Annotated in this window: 18 protein-coding genes and 1 pseudogene; 10 read left to right on the plus strand and 9 right to left on the minus strand. The window is 67.9% G+C overall.

The genetic code is table 11. The annotated features are described in order from the left end of the window. Positions 1-1,215: 1,215 nt before the first annotated feature. Positions 1,216-1,398 carry a hypothetical protein gene (locus K7957_RS01785; protein ID WP_223010279.1) on the minus strand — a complete coding sequence of 61 codons (183 nt, stop codon included), beginning with the start codon at positions 1,396-1,398 and terminating at the stop codon, positions 1,216-1,218. A 280-nt stretch (positions 1,399-1,678) separates the two neighbouring features. Here K7957_RS01785 and K7957_RS20220 point away from each other — a divergent pair. The 10 genes and pseudogenes from K7957_RS20220 to K7957_RS01825 all read left to right on the plus strand — a co-directional run. Further along, a pseudogene (locus K7957_RS20220) lies at positions 1,679-2,113 on the plus strand (alcohol dehydrogenase catalytic domain-containing protein); the annotation flags it as partial. Positions 2,114-2,166: 53 nt separating this feature from the next. Continuing rightward, positions 2,167-2,499 carry a zinc-binding dehydrogenase gene (locus K7957_RS20225; RefSeq protein ID WP_246616607.1) on the plus strand — a complete coding sequence of 111 codons (333 nt, stop codon included), beginning with the start codon at positions 2,167-2,169 and terminating at the stop codon, positions 2,497-2,499. Continuing rightward, positions 2,496-2,705 (plus strand): hypothetical protein, encoded by a 210-nt coding sequence (locus K7957_RS20230; RefSeq protein WP_246616608.1) that lies wholly within the window; start codon positions 2,496-2,498, stop codon positions 2,703-2,705. The genes K7957_RS20225 and K7957_RS20230 overlap by 4 nt, the downstream gene beginning before the upstream one ends. Before the next feature lie 1,118 nt (positions 2,706-3,823). Next, the gene (locus tag K7957_RS01795; RefSeq protein ID WP_223010280.1) at positions 3,824-4,168 is read left to right on the plus strand and encodes an ArsC family reductase; all 345 of its coding nucleotides are present in this window, start codon (positions 3,824-3,826) and stop codon (positions 4,166-4,168) included. A gap of 5 nt (positions 4,169-4,173) precedes the next feature. Then, positions 4,174-4,587 (plus strand): hypothetical protein, encoded by a 414-nt coding sequence (locus K7957_RS01800; RefSeq protein WP_223010281.1) that lies wholly within the window; start codon positions 4,174-4,176, stop codon positions 4,585-4,587. A 22-nt stretch (positions 4,588-4,609) separates the two neighbouring features. After that, complete coding sequence (gene panB, locus K7957_RS01805) at positions 4,610-5,488, plus strand: 3-methyl-2-oxobutanoate hydroxymethyltransferase (protein ID WP_223010282.1); 879 nt, start codon at positions 4,610-4,612, stop codon at positions 5,486-5,488. 112 nt (positions 5,489-5,600) lie between these two features. After that, entirely contained in the window at positions 5,601-6,311 is a 711-nt protein-coding gene (locus K7957_RS01810) for a tetratricopeptide repeat protein (RefSeq protein WP_223010283.1), read from the plus strand. Then, positions 6,308-7,630, plus strand: coding sequence for a PQQ-like beta-propeller repeat protein (locus K7957_RS01815; RefSeq protein ID WP_223010284.1), 1,323 nt, complete (start codon positions 6,308-6,310; stop codon positions 7,628-7,630). The genes K7957_RS01810 and K7957_RS01815 overlap by 4 nt, the downstream gene beginning before the upstream one ends. 281 nt (positions 7,631-7,911) lie before the next feature. After that, on the plus strand, positions 7,912-9,273 hold the full coding sequence (gene der / locus K7957_RS01820) for a ribosome biogenesis GTPase Der (RefSeq protein ID WP_223010285.1): 1,362 nt from the start codon (positions 7,912-7,914) through the stop codon (positions 9,271-9,273). A 68-nt stretch (positions 9,274-9,341) separates the two neighbouring features. Next, positions 9,342-9,758 carry an Hpt domain-containing protein gene (locus tag K7957_RS01825; RefSeq protein WP_223010286.1) on the plus strand — a complete coding sequence of 139 codons (417 nt, stop codon included), beginning with the start codon at positions 9,342-9,344 and terminating at the stop codon, positions 9,756-9,758. A 22-nt stretch (positions 9,759-9,780) separates the two neighbouring features. On the opposite strand, the gene bfr is transcribed toward K7957_RS01825, so the two are convergent. The 8 genes from bfr to accB form a co-directional block, all read right to left on the minus strand. Next, positions 9,781-10,296: a bacterioferritin gene (gene bfr / locus K7957_RS01830; RefSeq protein ID WP_223010287.1), complete on the minus strand. Its 516-nt coding sequence runs from the start codon at positions 10,294-10,296 to the stop codon at positions 9,781-9,783. A 99-nt stretch (positions 10,297-10,395) separates the two neighbouring features. Then, positions 10,396-10,566 (minus strand): (2Fe-2S)-binding protein, encoded by a 171-nt coding sequence (locus K7957_RS20235; protein WP_246616609.1) that lies wholly within the window; start codon positions 10,564-10,566, stop codon positions 10,396-10,398. Positions 10,567-10,645: 79 nt separating this feature from the next. After that, a complete protein-coding gene (locus K7957_RS01835) occupies positions 10,646-11,833 on the minus strand; it encodes a DUF418 domain-containing protein (protein ID WP_223010288.1) in 1,188 nt (395 codons plus the stop codon). 201 nt (positions 11,834-12,034) lie between these two features. Next, positions 12,035-14,251, minus strand: a complete 2,217-nt coding sequence (gene purL, locus K7957_RS01840) for a phosphoribosylformylglycinamidine synthase subunit PurL (protein ID WP_223010289.1) — start codon at positions 14,249-14,251, stop codon at positions 12,035-12,037. 282 nt (positions 14,252-14,533) lie between these two features. Continuing rightward, entirely contained in the window at positions 14,534-15,958 is a 1,425-nt protein-coding gene (locus tag K7957_RS01845) for a phospholipase D-like domain-containing protein (RefSeq protein WP_343228269.1), read from the minus strand. Further along, on the minus strand, positions 15,955-16,287 hold the full coding sequence (locus K7957_RS01850; RefSeq protein WP_343228270.1) for an ArsC/Spx/MgsR family protein: 333 nt from the start codon (positions 16,285-16,287) through the stop codon (positions 15,955-15,957). The genes K7957_RS01845 and K7957_RS01850 overlap by 4 nt, the downstream gene beginning before the upstream one ends. Positions 16,288-16,289: 2 nt before the next feature. Continuing rightward, positions 16,290-17,642 (minus strand): acetyl-CoA carboxylase biotin carboxylase subunit, encoded by a 1,353-nt coding sequence (gene accC / locus K7957_RS01855; protein WP_223010291.1) that lies wholly within the window; start codon positions 17,640-17,642, stop codon positions 16,290-16,292. Positions 17,643-17,647: 5 nt separating this feature from the next. Continuing rightward, positions 17,648-18,133: an acetyl-CoA carboxylase biotin carboxyl carrier protein gene (accB, locus tag K7957_RS01860; RefSeq protein WP_223010292.1), complete on the minus strand. Its 486-nt coding sequence runs from the start codon at positions 18,131-18,133 to the stop codon at positions 17,648-17,650. Positions 18,134-18,142 lie beyond the last annotated feature (9 nt).

The following is an 18,142-nucleotide window of genomic DNA, read 5'->3' on the forward strand; positions in this document are numbered from 1 at the left end:
AGCATGATGACCAGCGCGCTGGGCGTGATCCAGATGACGCTTAGCACGACAAGGAGCCAGATCATGGCCGACTGGCCGATGTCGCAGCCTGTATCAAGGTGTCAGCGCGAACGAAGGCAATACTGGCATCGTCAGCCGGAGAACCTGCCCGTCGGGCTCCAGACAAAAGGGCGCAGTTGCAGTCGTGCGTGTACACGCCCCGGGTTAGAGGATTTTTAGAGAGCTCCATCTACATCGCTCCGCGCGTAAGCGGGAGCTCTAAGTCTCTCAGCCGCCGACGCTTACGAGGCGAATGTCAGCGATCGTTGAACCATGAACCTTCACGGAGGTGCTTGCAAGACCATTCGGTAAGCGCAAGGTCGTGAGAAGGTTCTTACCCCTGAGATGCAGATAAAGGCGGACGATCAAGGAAGGCGTGCTCAGCAAGGGCCGGATTGTTGTTTCAGGAGCGAGCGTCAGCTACATCGCCGCCCTTGAGAAGCCGTGATCCAAACAGGATCCAGCATTGAACATGCGTCTGATGATGGGGCAGGTTAAGCGGCCTGAACGACCGCTCATGGGCCCTCCGCCAGAGAGCGACAGCCGGCCGGATCCAAGAGCGGCGTTCCAGAAGCTCCCGCCCAATATTACCGGTACGCAGCCCTGTCGTCCGAGTAGCGAGCGCTGAGCTCCATTCGCTCGGCCAGCTTATCCAAAGCTGCCGCTGATGCGAGCCCGCGAGCTCGCACACCACCATACGGTGAGCCGACCGCCTTCTGTCTCTCATCTTCAGCTTGCTGCCGATATTGCGCAGCTTGATCTTTCGTCGTCATCGCTAGCTCCATTCACGCGCTATGTAAGTCAATACTGCAGAGAAGGGCAATTAACGAATAGGCTAAATCGCTCATAGGCCGCTTCCGCACGAATGAGAATTACTTTTTCCTGAGCTAAGTTGCCTCAGCATAGGAGATGTGAGAGTGTTTCTGAGGGGATGATAAGTAAGGGGGGCTACCTACACCTTGGTGGCCCTCTGCCTGAAAATCGTACCTCTATCGTACTTGCGATGATGCAGAACCTTATCTGCTAAGAGGCTTGGTCCACGAACGACAGAGGCGGCCGCCGCACATATATGTGACCGAGTCCGTGACATATCAATTCGTCGAACGACGTCCAATTTTGTGCGATCCAGCGGCTATTCCTGTAAAAACCTTTTTTGAGCCTCGTACAATCCTGACGTCACCAAGCTCGAGGTACTCCGCCGACCCTCTTAGCAGCGACGGCCTCTACCTCGTTCAGGTCGGCTTGCGTCAGCACGCCGGCACTGAGCATCTTGCGCATCAGCTCGTCTAGCAACGCGGCGAGAAAGTGAACTTCGGCGCGCTCTGATTCAGTATCCTCACCCTCTGCGTTCACCTGCATGCCGCGGCTCCCTCGATCGTTGGACGCGGTGAAGGCATGACCACGACAGCGTAGGGCGCGCAAGGGGTGCGAACAGGTCATTGCAGACCGATGGTCGTACGCGCCTGAGGCGGTTCCGGGCGAAAACGGCCAGGTCCCTCCCTGATCTGGCCTGATGGTTGCCCGATCGATCCCGTTCGCGAGGCGGCCGGATGAGGCAGTCTGCCGAAATGCGCGATCGCTCCATCGCTCGTCGGCGAAGGATCGCGCCGTTAATCCACTCTCTCCGACGGAGTGTCCGATGAGGGCAGTCGTTCACAACGGGCCACGCGACATCGCGGTCCAGGAGGTACCTGACGCTCAGATCGAGCGGCCGACCGACGTCCTGGTCCGCATCACCAGCGCCAACATCTGCGGCTTCGACCTCCACCTGTACGAAGGTCGGACCGACTTCCCCACTGGGGGTGTCTTCGGCCACGAGAACCTCGGCCAGGTGATCGAGGTGGGAGCGGCCGTCGATCGCGTGAAGGTCGGCGACTGGTTTGTCATTCCCTTCAACATTGGCTGCGGCTTCTGCCGCAACTGTGAGCGGGGTCTGAGCGCCTTCTGCCTGACCACCGCGGACAAGAGCGTCTTCCCCGACATGGCCGGCGCGGCCTACGGCTTCGCGGGCATAGGTCCTCATCGGGGCGGTCAGGCCGACCTGCTGCGCGTCCCCTACGGCGACTATAACTGCCTCAAGCTGCCGCCCGACGCGGCAGAGCGGCAGAGTGGCAGAGCGACTATGTCATGCTCGCCGACATCTTCCCGACCGGTTGGCATGCCACCGAGTTGGCAGGGCTGCGCCCCGGCGAGTCGATCGGGATCTACGGCGCGGGTCCGGTCGGGCTCATGGCCGCACACGCCGCGATGATCAAGGGCGCCTGCCTGGTCATGGTCGTCGATCGCCACGCCGACCGCCTGCGCCTCGCCGAGTCGATCGGTGCGATCGCGATCGATGATTCCCAAGGCTCGGCGGTCGATCGGGTGCTGGAACTCACCCGCGGCACCGGCGCGGACCGAGGCTGTGAATGTGTCGGTTATCAGGCGCACGACCCGCGGGAGCCGAGCACCCCAACATGACCATGAACGACCTGATGCGATCGGTGAAGTTCACTGGCGGGATCGGCGTGGTCGGTGTGTTCGTACCCGAGGATCCGGCGCCGCAGGACAAGCTCTACAAGCAGGGTGAGATCGTCTTCACTATGGCCTGTTCTGGTTCAAAGGTCAGCGGATCGGTACCGGCCAGTGTAACGTCAAGGCGTATAATCGCTTACTGCGCGACCTGATCTCGACCGGTCGAGCGCGGCCGTCGTTCATCGTGTCGCACGAGTTGCCGCTTGACGAGGCGCCGACCGCTTATCGTCACTTCGACGCTCGCGACGACGGCTGGACCAAGGTGATCCTGAAGGCCGTCTGGCGACCCGGAGCGAGCGGGTGGTGGTGCCGTCCCGCCCCCGCTCGCGAGCGCCTGTCGGTTGAGAAATGCCATGCCTCTCTATGACTATGATTGCACGGGCTGCGGGCCGTTCACCGCGATGCACCCGCTCGCAAGCGAAGGCAGACGATCGTACATTCGCCCACAGTTCAAAATATGTCAGACTGCAGAAAGAGACCGATAACGTACTAATGTCGATCATGCAGGTGCTGGTGGCCCTCGTCGAACATAAAGGTATCCTTTGGTGTAGATCTAACCCTAAAGCGAATCGGGATTGTACGGCCGACTTTGGTAGGAGGGTATGAATGCAGAACCCCTACAACGAGGGGCTGATCCGCGCAGGCGACGCCGATTCCACGCTCGACGACTGCCCATACAGCTCGCTGTTAATGGCGCGGGAGCGTCAGCAATGGCTTCACGGCTTTTCCTCAGCACCCCAACACTCTGCGCCTGGCAGGGTCGTTCGCCCAACGCTGAGATGAGTGAGTGACCGGAAATGGGGGACCGGCAGGGCGTCGGGGACGGCCGCTGCTGGGTCAAAGGCGCGGGTCTACTAAGCAGTGATCGATGTCTTAAGCGACATGCAGCGGCGGCCTGAGCAGCGAAGGCGCGGCGATCCGCTGGCCTAGTCTCCCCGCGGGTGACGTGAGCCGCGAACTCCGATAAGACATCAAGCAGACCCGTGACGCGGAAGCGCAGCAGCACAGAGGCCGTCATTAGGTCACCCGCGCTGACGTCGCCGTCGAGCCATCGTGATCCACCGACATAATCTGGTAGCTGCTGGAGGCGCACGCGGGGGGGATCCATGCCGCGCGATAGACAGCCGCTGAGTTTTCGAGGCGCGATCTTACGGTCGTTACTGGATCAGATAGGTTTTGGTGCCATCGAGGGTGACCTTGATGCGAGAGCTGCCGTGGCGCGCGGCCGACGGCGCTTCCCATCGGCGCTCGGCGATGCCACGGCGGCCGCATGATCACGCTCCACGGTATCCCTCATTGCGACACGGTGAAGAGGGCACGCCTCTGGCTCGCCGACCACAACGTCGCCCATCGCTTTCACGACTTCCGAAGGGACGGCCTCGACCCCGCGCTGCTCGATGCCTGGATCGACCGGCTCGGCTGGGAGCCGTTGCTCAATCGTGCCGGCACCACCTTTCGCAAGCTGCCCGAGCCGGAGCGCGCCGGGCTTGACCGGGTGCGCGCGACCGCATTGATGCTGGCGCAGCCCGCGATGATCAAGCGGCCCGTGTTGGTCCATGACGGCGGCGTGGAGGTCGGCTTCAAGCCCGAGTTCTACAACGCGCTGTTCGGCTGAGCGGGATGCGCGCGCCACTCTGGTTTCGGCTGCTCGTCGGCGCGCTGCTGCCCTGGGCGGCGCTCTCGGCCTATGCCTGCGTCACGCAGCTGATGGCGGGCGCGGGCGCGGCGGCCGACCCGGCGGACCGCGCGCTGCTCGCCGCCCTGCCGGGCTGGTATGGGGTCGACTATGGGGTGGCAAGCCTCGGACTGCTGCTCGGCGCGCTCGCCCTGCTGCTGCGCCGGCGCGTGGCGGTGCCCGCGCTGACGGTGTCGCTGGTGGCGGCGCTGATCCAATTCGGCTGGCTGTTCGCGATGACCGACCTGCTCGCGCGGCGCGGGGCGGGCACGCTCTTCTTCCCGCTGCTGATCCTGCTGGTCGGCGCCGTCGCGCTCCAGCTCGCGCATCTCGCCGCGCGGCGCGGCTGGATCGGGTGAGCGCGCCGGAGTAGCAGGGCGCATGTCCACCACCTTCACGATCGACTCCGCCACCAGCCGCGCCACCCCCGTCGCCGCGCCGATGAAGCGGCTCACCGTCCCCGCGATCCGCCAGCGCAAGGTCGAGATCGCGGCGGGGAAGGGCGAGCCACTGGTGATGCTCACGGCCTATACCGTGCGCATGGCCCAGCTGATGGACGCGCAGTGCGACCTGCTGCTGGTCGGCGACAGCCTCGGGCAGGTGATCTATGGCCTGCCCTCCACCGTTCCCGTCACGCTGGAGATGATGGCCGCGCACGCCGCCGCGGTGGTGCGCGGCAGCTACCACGCGCTGGTCGTCGTCGACATGCCGTTCGGCAGCTACGAGGCGTCGCCGCAGCAGGCGTTCGAGAGCGCGGCGCGGCTTCTCAAGGAAAGCGGCGCGGCAGCGGTGAAGCTGGAGGGCGGCAACGCGATGGCGAACACGGTCGCCTTCCTCGCCGAGCGCGGCATCCCCGTGATGGGTCACGTCGGGCTCACCCCGCAGGCGGTCAACACGCTCGGCGGCTATGGCGCGCGTGGGCGCAGCGCCGCCGAGGCCGCCAAGATCGTCGGCGACGCGCGCGCGGTCGCCGAGGCGGGAGCCTTCGCCTTGGTGATCGAGGGCGTGGTCGAGCCGATCGCGGTCGAGATCACGACCAGCGTCGCGGTGCCGACGATCGGCATCGGCGCCTCCGCCGCCTGCGACGGTCAGGTGCTCGTCGCCGAGGACATGCTCGGACTGTTCGAGCGTACGCCGCGCTTCGTGAAGCGCTACGGCGACATGGCGGGCTATGTGTCCGAGCGGGTCACCGCCTTCGCCGATGAGGTGCGCGCGCGCGCTTTCCCCGGTGCCGACCAGGTCTACGCACCGAAGGAGTAGGCGTGCGGATCGTCGCGGCGCGCGGTGCGGGACGAAGCGCTCGCGCGCGCCCTTTCCTCGCGCCGGCCGAGTCGCTACAGCGCGGCGGTTCCCCTTCAGCCCGGAGTGATCGGTGGCTCTGACGCCGCAAAACAATGAAGCGTTCCTGCGCGAGGTCGATGACGAGCTGCGTCGCGACCAGGCGATCCACGTGTGGAAGCGCTACGGCCGGGCGATCATCGCCGCCGTGGTGCTGGCGCTCGCCGCGCTGGCGGCCTTCCTGTTCTGGCAGCACCGCCAGGCGGTCGCGGCCGAGCGCGAGGGCGAGCAGCTGCAGCAGTCATTCGACTCGCTCGCCGCGCAGGACACCAAGGCGGCCGCGGCGCCGCTCGCCGCGCTGACCGACTCGTCGCGCGACGGCTATCGTGCTGCCGCTCGTTTCACCCAGGCCGACGTGCTGCTGCAGAAGGACGATCTGCGCGGCGCCGCGGCGGCTTTCGCCAAGATCGCCGCCGACACCTCGCTGGCGCAGCCGTTTCGCGACCTGGCGGTGATCCGCCAGACCAGCGCCGAGTTCGACCAGCTGCAGCCCCAGGTGATCGTCGAGCGGATGCGTCCGCTCGCGGTGACGGGCGGGGCGTGGCTGGGCAGCGCGGGTGAGCTGATGGCGGCGGCGTATCTGCGTGAAGGGCGGCGCGATCTCGCCGGCCAGACCTTCGCGCGCATCGCCGCCGACCCGGGTGTGCCCAGCTCGCTGCGTCAACGTGCGGTTCAGATGGCGGGCGTACTGGAGACCAAGGCGCCCGCTGCGCCGGCCAAGAACGAAGGTGTGAGCAAGCGATGAGGACGAGGTTCGCGACCGGGGTGGCGATCGCCGCGCTGGTGGGGCTGAGCGGCTGCGGCATCTTCAAGAGCGCGCCCAAGAAGACGCCCACGGTCGGCCAGCGCGTGCCGATCCTCGTGTCGGAGAACCCGGCCGAGCTCGACAAGGGGCTCGCCGACGTCCAGGTGACGCTGCCGACGCCGGCCGCCAACGACGGCTGGACCCAGCCGGGTGGCAGCGCGGCCAAGTCGATGGGCCATCTGCTGCTCGCCGCCGCGCCGGCGAAGCGCTGGACCGCCCAGATCGACGGCGGCAGCAACCGCGCGCGGCTCGCCGCCATGCCGGTGATCGCCGAGAACAAGTTGTTCGTGGTCGACGTCGACGGCGTGATCAACGCCTTCACCGCTGACACGGGGGCCAAGCTGTGGACCCGCGCGATCACCGAGGGTGACGAGAACCGCGCCGCGCGCTTCGGCGGCGGGGTGAGCTACGACGACGCGAAGGTCTATGCCACCGATGGGCTGGGCGACGTGATCGCCGCCAACGCCGCCGACGGCGCGGTGCTGTGGCGCGCCAAGCCGGGCGGTCCGCTGCGCGGCGCGCCGACGATCGCCAATGGCCAGGTCTATGTGCTGAGCCAGGACAATCAGATCGTCGCGCTCAACCAGGCCGACGGCAAGGTGGTGTGGACTCAGACCGCCAGCCTCGAGACCCAGGGCGTGTTCGGCGTCGCCGCGCCCGCGGCGAGCTCGGGTACGGTGGTGGCGGGCTTCTCCAGCGGCGAACTCAACGCCTATCGCTACGAGAACGGCCGCTCGCTGTGGCAGGACGCGCTGTCGCGCACTTCGATCACCACCTCGGTGTCGAGCCTCGCCGATATCGACGCCGACCCGGTGATCGAGGACGGCCGCGTCTATTCCATCGGGCAGGGCGGCCGCATGATCGCGCTCGAACTCGCCACCGGCCAGCGCCTGTGGGAGCAGAATCTCGCGGGCATCTCGACGCCGTGGATCGCGGGCGAGTGGATCTTCGTCGTCACCGACGACGCGCGACTGGTGTGCCTGTCGCGCGCCAACGGCAAGATCCGCTGGATCAGTCAGCTGCGCGCCTACAAGAACGAGGAGAAGCGCTCGGACCCGTACAATTGGTTCGGACCGGTGCTGGCGGGCGAGAAATTGTGGCTGACCAACTCGCGCGGCGAGCTGGTCGCGCTCTCGGTCGCGGACGGCAAGGTGCAGACCACGATCCGCGCCGGCGACAGCTTCTCGCTCCCGCCGATCGTCGCCAACCAGACACTGTACACGCTCGACGAGAAGGGCGTGATCACCGCCTGGCGGTGAGGGAGGGTCTGATGCTCTCTCGTGCTCCCGCGTAGGCGGGACCCCAGGGCCACGAACGATGGGGCGCATGGCCCTGGGTTACTGCGTGGGCAGGGACACGGTGTCGCCCGCTATCGCTTCGGTCGATTAGCGGGTAGAGCAGCCTGAACTCCCCTCCCTTTCAGGGGAGGGGGCGGGGGTGGGGTGTCGCCGCGAGCGCTTGGCCCGAGAAAGCGCACCACCCCAACCCTCCCTCGAAGGGGAGGGGCACTCTCGTTCGAAGCGCGCTAGGTCCCCGTCCCATGTCCCGTCTCCCCACCGTCGCCATCGTCGGCCGCCCCAATGTCGGCAAATCGACGCTGTTCAACCGCCTCGTCGGCAAGAAGCTGGCGCTGGTGGACGACCGACCCGGCGTGACCCGGGATCGCCGCGAGGCCGACGCGCATCTGCTCGGGCTCGACTTCCGCGTGATCGATACTGCCGGCTACGAGGACGAGGACCCCGACACGCTGCCCGGACGCATGCGCCGCCAGACCCAGGCCGCGGTCGACAGCGCCGACGTCGCTTTGTTCATGATCGACGCGCGCGCCGGCATCGTGCCGCTCGACGAGGAGATCGCGCGCTGGCTGCGCGGTGCTTCCACCCCGATCGTGCTCGTCGGCAACAAGGCCGAGGGGCGTGCCGCGGAGGCCGGGCTGATCGAGGCGCTGTCGCTCGGGTTCGGCGACGCGGTGCAGCTCTCCGCCGAGCACGGCGAGGGCGTCGCCGACCTGTTCGAGGCGCTGCTGCCTCATCTCGAGGCGCTGGAGGCAGAGGAGGAGGAGCAGGACGAGAGCCCCGACGCGCCGCTCAAGCTCGCCATCGTCGGCCGACCCAACGCGGGCAAGTCGACCCTGGTCAATCGTATCCTCGGCGAGGACCGGATGATCACCGGTCCCGAGGCGGGGATCACGCGTGATTCGATCGCGATCGACTGGGTGTGGCACGGCCCCCACGGCGCGCGCGACGTCCGCCTGATCGACACCGCCGGCATGCGCAAGCGCGCCAAGGTGCAGGACAAGTTGGAGAAGCTCTCCGTCGCCGACGCGCTCCACGCGGTCGATTTCGCGGAGGTGGTGGTACTGCTGCTCGACGCGACGCTAGGGCTGGAATCGCAGGACCTGCGCATCGCCGACCGCGTGTTGGAAGAGGGGCGCGCGCTGGTCATCGCGCTCAACAAATGGGACGTCGCCGAGGACCCGTCCAAGCTGTTCAACGGCGTTCGCACCGCGCTCGACGAGGGGCTGGCGCAGGTGCGCGGCGTGCCGCTGCTCACGGTGTCGGGGGCGACGGGCAAGGGGATCGACCAGCTGATCGGTGCGGCGTTCGCGACGCGCGAGGCCTGGTCGCGCCGCGTCGGCACGGGTGAGCTCAACCGCTGGTTCGAGCGCGCGATCGAGGCCAACCCGCCGCCGGCCCCCGGGGGCAAGCGGATCAAGCTGCGCTATCTCACCCAGGCCAAGACGCGGCCGCCCGGCTTCGTTCTGTTCGGCACGCGCGTCGACGAGTTGCCGATGAGCTACCAGCGCTACCTCATCAACGGCATCCGGCGCGAGCTCGGCTTCGGCGCGGTGCCGGTGCGGTTGATGCTGCGCGCGCCGAAGAATCCGTTCGCCGGGGGCTGAGCCGGGGTGCTTACCTCCTCTTTACCTCTGCGCCGCTAAGTGCTTGCGCGCAAAAGAGGAGGCGGCGCGTGACGGATGAGGTGGAGCAACTGGTGGATCGTGTGGCGCTGGCGCGCGCGCGCGCCGAGCTGGGCACCGGTTTCGCGCGCATCCTCGGATATTTCCGCGAGGACGGCGTCAAGTCGCTGAGCGCGCTCGAGGACGCGATGCGCAAGGGCAATGCCGCGGCGATGGTGATCCCCGCACATACGCTAAAAGGCGAGGCGAGCCAGTTCGGCGCCATCGTGCTCGCCGCGCTGGCCGAGAAGATCGAGGACCACGCGCGCGGCTGCGTCGAGCATCATGAGTCACCGCAGGACGCGATCGAGGACGTGGTGGCGCTGCGTCCTCTGTTCCTGCGCACGCTTGCCATGCTGGAAGGCGAGGGGACCGCGCCGGCCGGCGCGGTGCGACGGCCGGGCGGCTTCGGGCGCAGGGTGGCGTGAGCCGACCGCGTGCAGTCGTGACCTACCCCTTCAGATAAGGGGCCGCGCCGCTCTCGGGCTTGTCATGCTCGCTCACCGAGTTGAGTTGGATGTAATTGTGGATGCCCATCCGTTCGATCATCTCGAACTGGCGCTCCAGCGTGTCGACATGCTCCTCCTCGCTGGCGAGGATGTTGGCGAACAGCTCGCGGCTGACGAAGTCCTTGACCTCCTCGCAATAAGCGACGGCCGCCTTGAGCTGCGCCACCGCCTCGATCTCCATCGCGAGATCGGCCTTGAGCGCCTCTTCCACGGTCTCGCCGATGCGCAGCCGACCGAGCAGTTGAAAGTTGGGTAGGCCGTCGAGGAAGAGGATGCGCTCCGCCAGCCAGTCGGCGTGCTTCATCTCGTCGATCGACTCGTGCCGCTCGAAGGCGGCGAGCTTGTAGACGCCCCAGTGATCGAAGAGGCGATAGTGCAACCAATATTGGTTGATTGCCGTAAGCTCATTCTTCAACGACTCGTTGAGGAAGTCGATGACGCGGGGGTCGCCCTTCATGCCGGTCTCCAATAGTAGATCGGCACGCCGAATACCGCTGAACTGGCGCGGAAGAAAGCTGAGAATTCCTCGCGTTACGACGAGTATTAGCTGCGACCGCTACGCAGCCGCACGCTCCTCGTCGATGATTGTCCGAGCGAATTGAACACATTGGCCGCACTTGGGCGAGCGTCCGAGGCAGCGATAGGCTTGGCAGGGCGTGGCAGCACCGGATCGCGCGGCCTCGCGCAGCTGGCACTCTCGAATCGCATTGCACACGCAGACGACCATGCGGCCTCCCCTCTCGGATGCGGTCGGCCTAGACAAATTGCGAATGGCTCGCAAGCGAAATGCGACGCGTTCGCATTTACTACATGACGCGACGCCACGGCTGCAGGCTCCCGCGCGCGAGCGTGCGCCACAGCCATTCCGCCGGGCCGTATTGGTAGCGCGCCAGCCAGGCGGGCGGCCAGGACAGCAGCAGCATCCATAGCGGCGGCAGCAGCAGATAGGCCTCGCCTCGCCCCCAATGTGCGAACCGACCGCCGCCCCATCCGTAGAAGATCGCGGCGAGCACCAGGCTCGACAGCAGATAGTTGCTGAGCGCGGTCCGCCCGAGCGCGGCGAGCCGCTCACCCGCGCGCGTGCCGGGGAGCGACGCGAGCAGCAGCGCGGCATAGCCACCCACCATCGGTGCGTGGACCAGCGGCCCGAGCGCGAAGGAGGCGGTGACGACGGCCGGCACCGCGAACCCGTGCGCGGCGGTGCGCGTCGCCAGCGTCGCCTCGATCGCGGTACCGAGCGGCAGCGTCAGCGCGGCGACCAGGACGTAGCGCGCCCGCGGCCAGGCACCCGTGGCGAAGCCGGCGCGGTAAGCGGCCATGCCGAGCAGCATATAGCCGAGCGTCTCGGGGCCGTTGGCGAACAATCCCGCGACCGGTCCGGCATCGTGGCGCCAGCGCCACCTTAGGCCGTCGGCGAGCGAGCCGCGCAGGGCGGCGATCTCGCTCAGTAGCAGGGCGGCCGGCGGCCGACCGAAGCTCTGCTCCACTGCCGCCCGGGTCGCCGGTGCCACCGCCGCGCTGACGAGGCCCACCCCGCCGATCGTCGCCACCAGCAGCGCGGCCGCTGCGGCGAGCAGCAGCAGGCGAGTCGGCGCGTGGACGAACAGCAGCGCCGCGACGCCGACCAGCGCGTAATGATGGAGGATATCGCCGTACCACAGCAGGTACAGGTGCGCGGCGCCGATCAGGTAGAGCACGCCCATGCGGCGCAGGTGGACCGCGGCGCCGTTCTGACCCGACGCATCGGCGCGCTCCACCACGAGCAGCAGCGAGGCGCCGAACAGCGCCGCGAACAGCCCGCGCATCTTGCCCTCGACCAGCACGAAGGTCAGCGCCCAGGCGGTGAGGTCCGCCGGCGCCGCGCCGCCGGCGGCGAGCGGCGAGAAATACGCCGCCTGCGGCAGCGCGAAGCCGGGCAGGTTGGCAACGGTGATGCCCAGCACCGCGACGCCGCGCAGGATATCGAGCGCGACGAGGCGGTTGGCGGCTGTCATGGCGTTCGCGTGCTAGGCGCGCGGCGCAGGGCTGGCAACGGTGCCGTCCGTGGGCGTCAGCCGACTCGCCGCCTTGTTCCTGTCCGTCATCCTGAAGTCGTTTCGGGATCGCCGGTGCCGCTTCTCTCACGGTCGAGGTGCGCGCGGGACGGTGGATCCTGAAACAAGTTCAGGATGACGGAGGCGACGGAGAGCTGGTTCTCAGAGCGGCGTCTCTCCCGCCATCAGCTTGGGGAAGAAGCCCTCGTGCGCCGCGCGCAGCGTGTCGAGCGGCACGCAATAATCGCCGTCGCGCAGCTCGAAGATCACGCGCGTGCCGATCGTGCGCCCGAGCGGGTCGGCGTCCACGCCGCTGTCGAGCGCGGCCTGGAGGAAGTCGAGCAGCGCATGGTCGTGCACCGTTACGACATAGACCCCCTGCTCCTCGGCGAAAAGCGCGGCGGCGGTCTCGAACGGCAAAGCGCGGTCGATCATCGCGCCGATGTTGCCCGCCAGCGCCATCTCCGCGATCGCCACCGCGATGCCGCCGTCGGCGACGTCGTGGACCGCGCCGAGATGGCCGGCGTCGATCTGCGCGCGAATGAAGTCGCCGCTGCGGCGCTCCGACTCCAAGTCGACGCGCGGCGGCGGACCTTCCTCACGCCCGTGCAGCTCGCGCAACCACAGCGACTGACCGAGATCGCCGCGGCGCGTGCCGACCACGACGATGACGTCGCCCGTCTGCTTGAACGCGATCGTCGCGCTCTTCTGCCAATCCCTGAGCAGCCCGACCCCGCCGATCGCGGGCGTCGGCAGGATCGCCGAGCCGCCGCCCGTCGCCTTGCTCTCGTTGTAGAGGCTGACATTGCCGCTCACGATCGGGAAGTCGAGCGCGCGGCATGCCTGCGCCATACCGTCGAGGCAGCCGGTGATCTGGCCCATGATCTCGGGTCGCTGCGGGTTGGCGAAGTTGAGGCAGTTGGTAATAGCGAGCGGGGTGGCGCCCACCGCGGTGAGATTGCGCCATGCCTCGGCGACCGCCTGCTTGCCGCCCTCGACCGGGTCGGCGAAACAGTAGCGCGGGGTGCAGTCGGTCGTCATCGCCAGCGCCTTGTCGCTGCCGTGGACGCGCACCACCGCGGCGTCGCCGCCCGGGCGCTGCACCGTGTCGGCACCGACCATGTGGTCATACTGCTCCCAGATCCAGCGCCGGCTGGCGATGTCGGGCGAGGCCATCAGCGCGAGCAGGTCGGCCGCGGGGTCCTTGCAGTCGGGAATGTTGACCAGCGCCCTGGCCGGAGGAGTGGGGACGTGCGGGCGATCGTACAGCGGCGCGTCGTCGGCGAGCGGCGCGAGCGGGATATCGCACACCGTCTCGCCCTGCCATTTGAGCACCATCCGCCCGGTGTCCGTGACATGGCCGATCACCGCGAAGTCGAGCTCCCACTTCTCGAAGATCGCGCGCGCGAAACCCTCGCGGCCGGGCTTGAGCACCATCAGCATGCGCTCCTGCGATTCGGAGAGCATCATCTCGTACGGCGTCATGCCGGTCTCGCGCTGGGGCACGTCGTCCATCACCAGCTCGATACCGACGCCGCCCTTGCTCGCCATCTCGACCGAGGAGGAAGTGAGCCCCGCCGCGCCCATGTCCTGGATCGCGACGATCGCGTCGGAGGCCATCAGCTCGAGGCACGCCTCGATCAGCAATTTCTCGGTGAACGGATCGCCGACCTGGACGGTGGGGCGCTTCTCGTCCGAGTCGTCGCCGAAATCGGCCGAGGCCATCGTGGCACCGTGGATGCCGTCGCGTCCGGTCTTGCTGCCGACGTAGACGATCGGATTGCCGACGCCCGAGGCGGCCGAGTAGAAGATCTTGTCGGTGTCGGCGACGCCCACGGTCATCGCGTTGACGAGGATGTTGCCGTCATAGGCGGGGTGGAAGTTCACCTCGCCTCCCACCGTCGGCACGCCGACGCAATTGCCGTATCCCCCGATGCCGTGGACCACGCCCGAGATCAGGTGGCGCATCTTGGGATGATCGGGCCGGCCGAAGCGCAGCGCGTTGAGGTTCGCCACAGGGCGCGCGCCCATCGTGAAGACGTCGCGCAGGATGCCGCCCACGCCCGTCGCCGCGCCCTGGTAGGGCTCGATGTACGAGGGGTGGTTGTGGCTCTCCATCTTGAAGATCACCGCCTGACCGTCGCCGATGTCGACCACGCCGGCGTTCTCGCCCGGGCCGCAGATCACCTGCGGGCCCTCGGTGGGCAGCTTCTTGAGGTGGAGGCGGCTCGACTTGTAGCTGCAATGCTCCGACCACATCACCGAGAAGATGCCGAGCTCGACGAGATTGGGCTCGCGCCCCAGCGCCTTGAGCACGCGCTCATATTCATCGGGGGACAGGCCGTGCTCGGCGACGATCTCGGGCGTGATGGCGGTCATGGCCGCGGCGCATAGCGGCTGTGCGCCGCGGTGGCCAGACGGTGTGGCGCGGGAGGGCGGACCAGATCAGCGCCCCTGTGCTCCTGCGCACGCAGGAGCACAGGATTTTCAGGCGGCGCGCCCGAGGCTCTGGGCTCCTGCGTGCGCAGGAGCACGTCCGTCGCTCGTCACCCCGGGGACTTAGTCCGGAAGCCATGGCTGCGCACGGCACGGGGGTGGCGTGTGCGGGACCATGGATGCCGGGTCGAGCCTGGCATGACGGCCGGAGAGCGGGAGAGGAGCTTAGCGCCGCTTCCGTCTCAGCCGCCGCAGCAGCCCGCGCTTCTCGAACGCCTCGAACATCTCGCCCGGCCCCTCTGGATCGAGTACCTCGTTGTCGGCCAGCCACTTCTCCACCGCGCTGAGGTCGTCCACTTGATAGGGCACCAGCGTCCGCCCGCTGCCGCGCAGCGCCTCGATCGTGGCGATCAGCCCGTCCCGCTCGACCCGCTCGCTCACCTCCGCCGCGTCGACGCCGAGATGCTCCGCGATCAGATCGTCGCGGATCGCCGCGATCGTCGCTGCGCCGTCGGTGATGGTCACGTCGCACTCGGTGTCGAGGCGGAGCGAGCGGTTGTTGAAGTTGGACGACCCGATGCGGATCGCCTGATCGTCGATCACCGTCACCTTGGCGTGGCAGTAGATCGGCGTGCCCTTCTCGTTGAGCGGGTGATAGAGGCGGAAGCGGCCGCGATGGTCGCGCCGGCGCAGCTCGGTGACGAGCCGCGCGCGGGCGGTGTCCATCGCGACCGGCTCGAGCCAGCCCTGCGCGGTCACCGGGTTGATCACGACGATCTCGGGCGGATCATCCTCCACCAGCCGCGCGGCGATCGCCTCGGCGATGCGCCGCGAGGCGAAATACTGGCTCTCCGCGTAGATCCGGTGCTTGGCCGAGGCGATCAGCGCGAGGTACAGCCGCTCGATCTCGAGCAGCTCGTCCTGCCCGTCATACTCGGGCTGCGAGCGCGATATGGCGACATCCACGTCGGCGAAGACGGGGGTGAGCGACTCGGGCCAGCAGCTACCCTGGCGCGGCGGCGGCGGCGCGATCTCGCCGCCGCCCGCGATCGCCCAGCGTGTACGGCACAGCTCGCCCAGCGCGCCCGCTACGGGTCCTTGCAGGGCGGTGGTGGCGTCGTGCCACGGCTTGTACGCGCGCCCGCCCGGCGAGGTGCGGCGCGGGTCGTCGTCGACGTGCGCGCGCGTGTCCCAGCGCTCGTCGGTCATGTCGATGCCGCCGCAGAAGGCGAGGCAGTCGTCGATCACCACGATCTTCTGGTGCTGCGAGGCGGCGACGGGATGGTGGCCGTCGAGCAGCAGGTGGATGCGCGGCTGGCGGTAGCGCCAGTTCAGCAGGGTCCACAGCGTCTTGCCGCGCCCGAGCGTCTTGATCGCGCCCTTGTCCCAGCGGAGAATATGGACCTGTAGTCCTGGGGTGCGATCGACCAGCCAGGTGATGAAAGCGCCGACGTCGGTGGGGGCCTCGGGGTGGTCGTCGTCATAGGCGAGGTTGATGCGCGCGTCGAAGTCCCAGCCGACCAGCAGGATCTGGTGCTGCGCGCGCAGCATCGCCTGACGCGCGGCGCGGAAATAGGCGTCCGCGTCGATCACCACCGCGGCCTGGGTGGCGCGCTCGACGCGCCAGCGGGTGTCCTCGGGGAGGATCACAGGATCTCGCGCACCAGCGCGGGCGGGCGTGCCAATCGCACGCCCTTGGCCGTCTCGACCAGCGGCCGCTCGATCGTGGCGGGATCGCGCGTCATCAGGTCGAGCGCGGCGGCGTCGTCGGCCACGGCCGGCGCGTCGCGACGAAGCGCGTCGCGCGGAGCGATCCCGCCGCGCGCGAGCAGCGCGGCGATCGTGTCGCGCGAGGGCGGCGTCTTCAGATACTCGACGACCGTCACGTCGGCGCCCGCGTCCCGAAGGAGCGCCAGCGCCTCGCGCGACTTGGCGCAGCGGGGATTGTGGTAGATCGTCGCCGCGGCGCCGCCTGCCACGGTCACGCGCCTTGGCGCGCCAGCCACTCCTCCAGCCATTTGATCGTGTAGCTCCCCTGCTGGAACTCCGGGTCGTCGAGCAGAGCCTGGTGGAGCGGGATCGTGGTCTTCATTCCCTCGATCACGAATTCCTCCAGCGCGCGGCGAAGACGACGCAACGCGCCCTGCCGGGTCGTGCCGTAGACGATCAGCTTGGCGATCATGCTGTCGTAATAAGGCGGCACCGTATAGCCCGCGTACAGTCCCGAATCGACGCGGACGTGCATCCCGCCCGGCGCGTGATATTGCGTCACGCGGCCCGGCGAGGGCGCGAAGGTGCGTGGGTCCTCGGCGTTGATGCGGCACTCGATCGCGTGGCCGCGGAACATCACGTCCTCCTGGCGCAGCGTCAGCGGGTGACCCTCGGCGACGCGGATCTGCTCGCGCACGAGGTCGAGGCCGGTGATCGCCTCGGTCACCGGATGTTCCACCTGCAGGCGGGTGTTCATCTCGATGAAGTAGAACTCGCCGTTCTCCCACAGGAACTCGATCGTCCCCGCGCCGCGATAGCCCATATCGGCCATCGCCTTGGCGACGATCCCGCCCATCCGCTCGCGCTCCTCCCCGGTGATCACCGGGGAGGGAGCCTCCTCCAGCACCTTCTGGTGGCGGCGCTGGAGCGAGCAGTCGCGCTCTCCGAGGTGGATCGCTTGGCCCTCGCCGTCGCCGAACACCTGGAACTCGATGTGGCGCGGGTTACCGAGATACTTCTCCATGTAGACCGTGGCGTCGCCGAACGCCGCCTTCGCCTCGGTCCCGGCCTGCTGCATCAGCGTCTCGAGCTGGTCGGGCGACTGGCACACCTTCATGCCGCGCCCGCCACCGCCGCTCGCGGCCTTGATGATCACGGGATAGCCGATCTGCTCGGCGAGGGCCTGCGCCTCGCCGACGTCGCTGATCGCACCGTCCGAGCCCGGCACCAGCGGCAGGCCGAGCGCGCCCGCGGTGCGCTTGGCCTCGACCTTGTCCCCCATCACCCGGATATGCTCGGGCTTCGGCCCGACGAAGATCAGGTTATGCAGCTCGACGATCTCGGCGAACTTGGCGTTCTCGCTGAGGAAGCCATAGCCAGGATGGATCGCGTCCGCGCCCGAGATCTCGGCCGCGGAGATGATGTTGGGGATGTTGAGGTAGCTGTCCGTCGCCGCCGGCGGCCCGATGCAGATCGCCTCGTCGGCGAGGCGGACGTGCATCGCGTCGGCGTCGGCGGTGGAGTGCACCGCCACTGTCTTGATGCCCATCTCGTGACACGCGCGGTGGATCCGCAGTGCGATCTCGCCGCGGTTGGCGATCAGCAGCTTCTTGATCTGAGGCAAGGGCGTTACTCGACCACCACGAGCGGCTGGTCGAACTCGACCGGCTGGCCGTTTTCGACCAGCACCGCCTTGACCATGCCCGCGCTCGGCGCGGTGATCGGGTTCATCACCTTCATCGCCTCGACGATCAGCAACGTGTCGCCCGCGGCGACGCTCTGTCCCACGGCGGCGAAGGGCTTCGCGTTCGGCTCGGCGGCAAGATAGACGGTGCCGACCATCGGCGAGCGCACCGCATTGGCGTGCGACGGCGCGGACGGGCCGGCGGTGTCGACCTGCGGCGGCGTGCCGGCGGCCGGTGCGGCGACGGCCGGAGCGGGCGCATAATGCACCGGCGCCGCGACCGCGGCAGCCTTGCGCGCGACGCGGATCTTGCGCTCGCCGTCCTCGACCTCGATCTCGGTCAGCTGGGTGGTGTCGAGCAGCTCGGCGAGCTGGCGGACCAGATCGACGTCGACCTGCATCGCGCCGCCGTTGTGAGAGATGTCAGCCATGCAACCCTG

The sequence above is a fragment of the Sphingomonas yunnanensis genome, from assembly GCF_019898765.1.
Lineage (GTDB): Bacteria > Pseudomonadota > Alphaproteobacteria > Sphingomonadales > Sphingomonadaceae > Sphingomonas > Sphingomonas yunnanensis.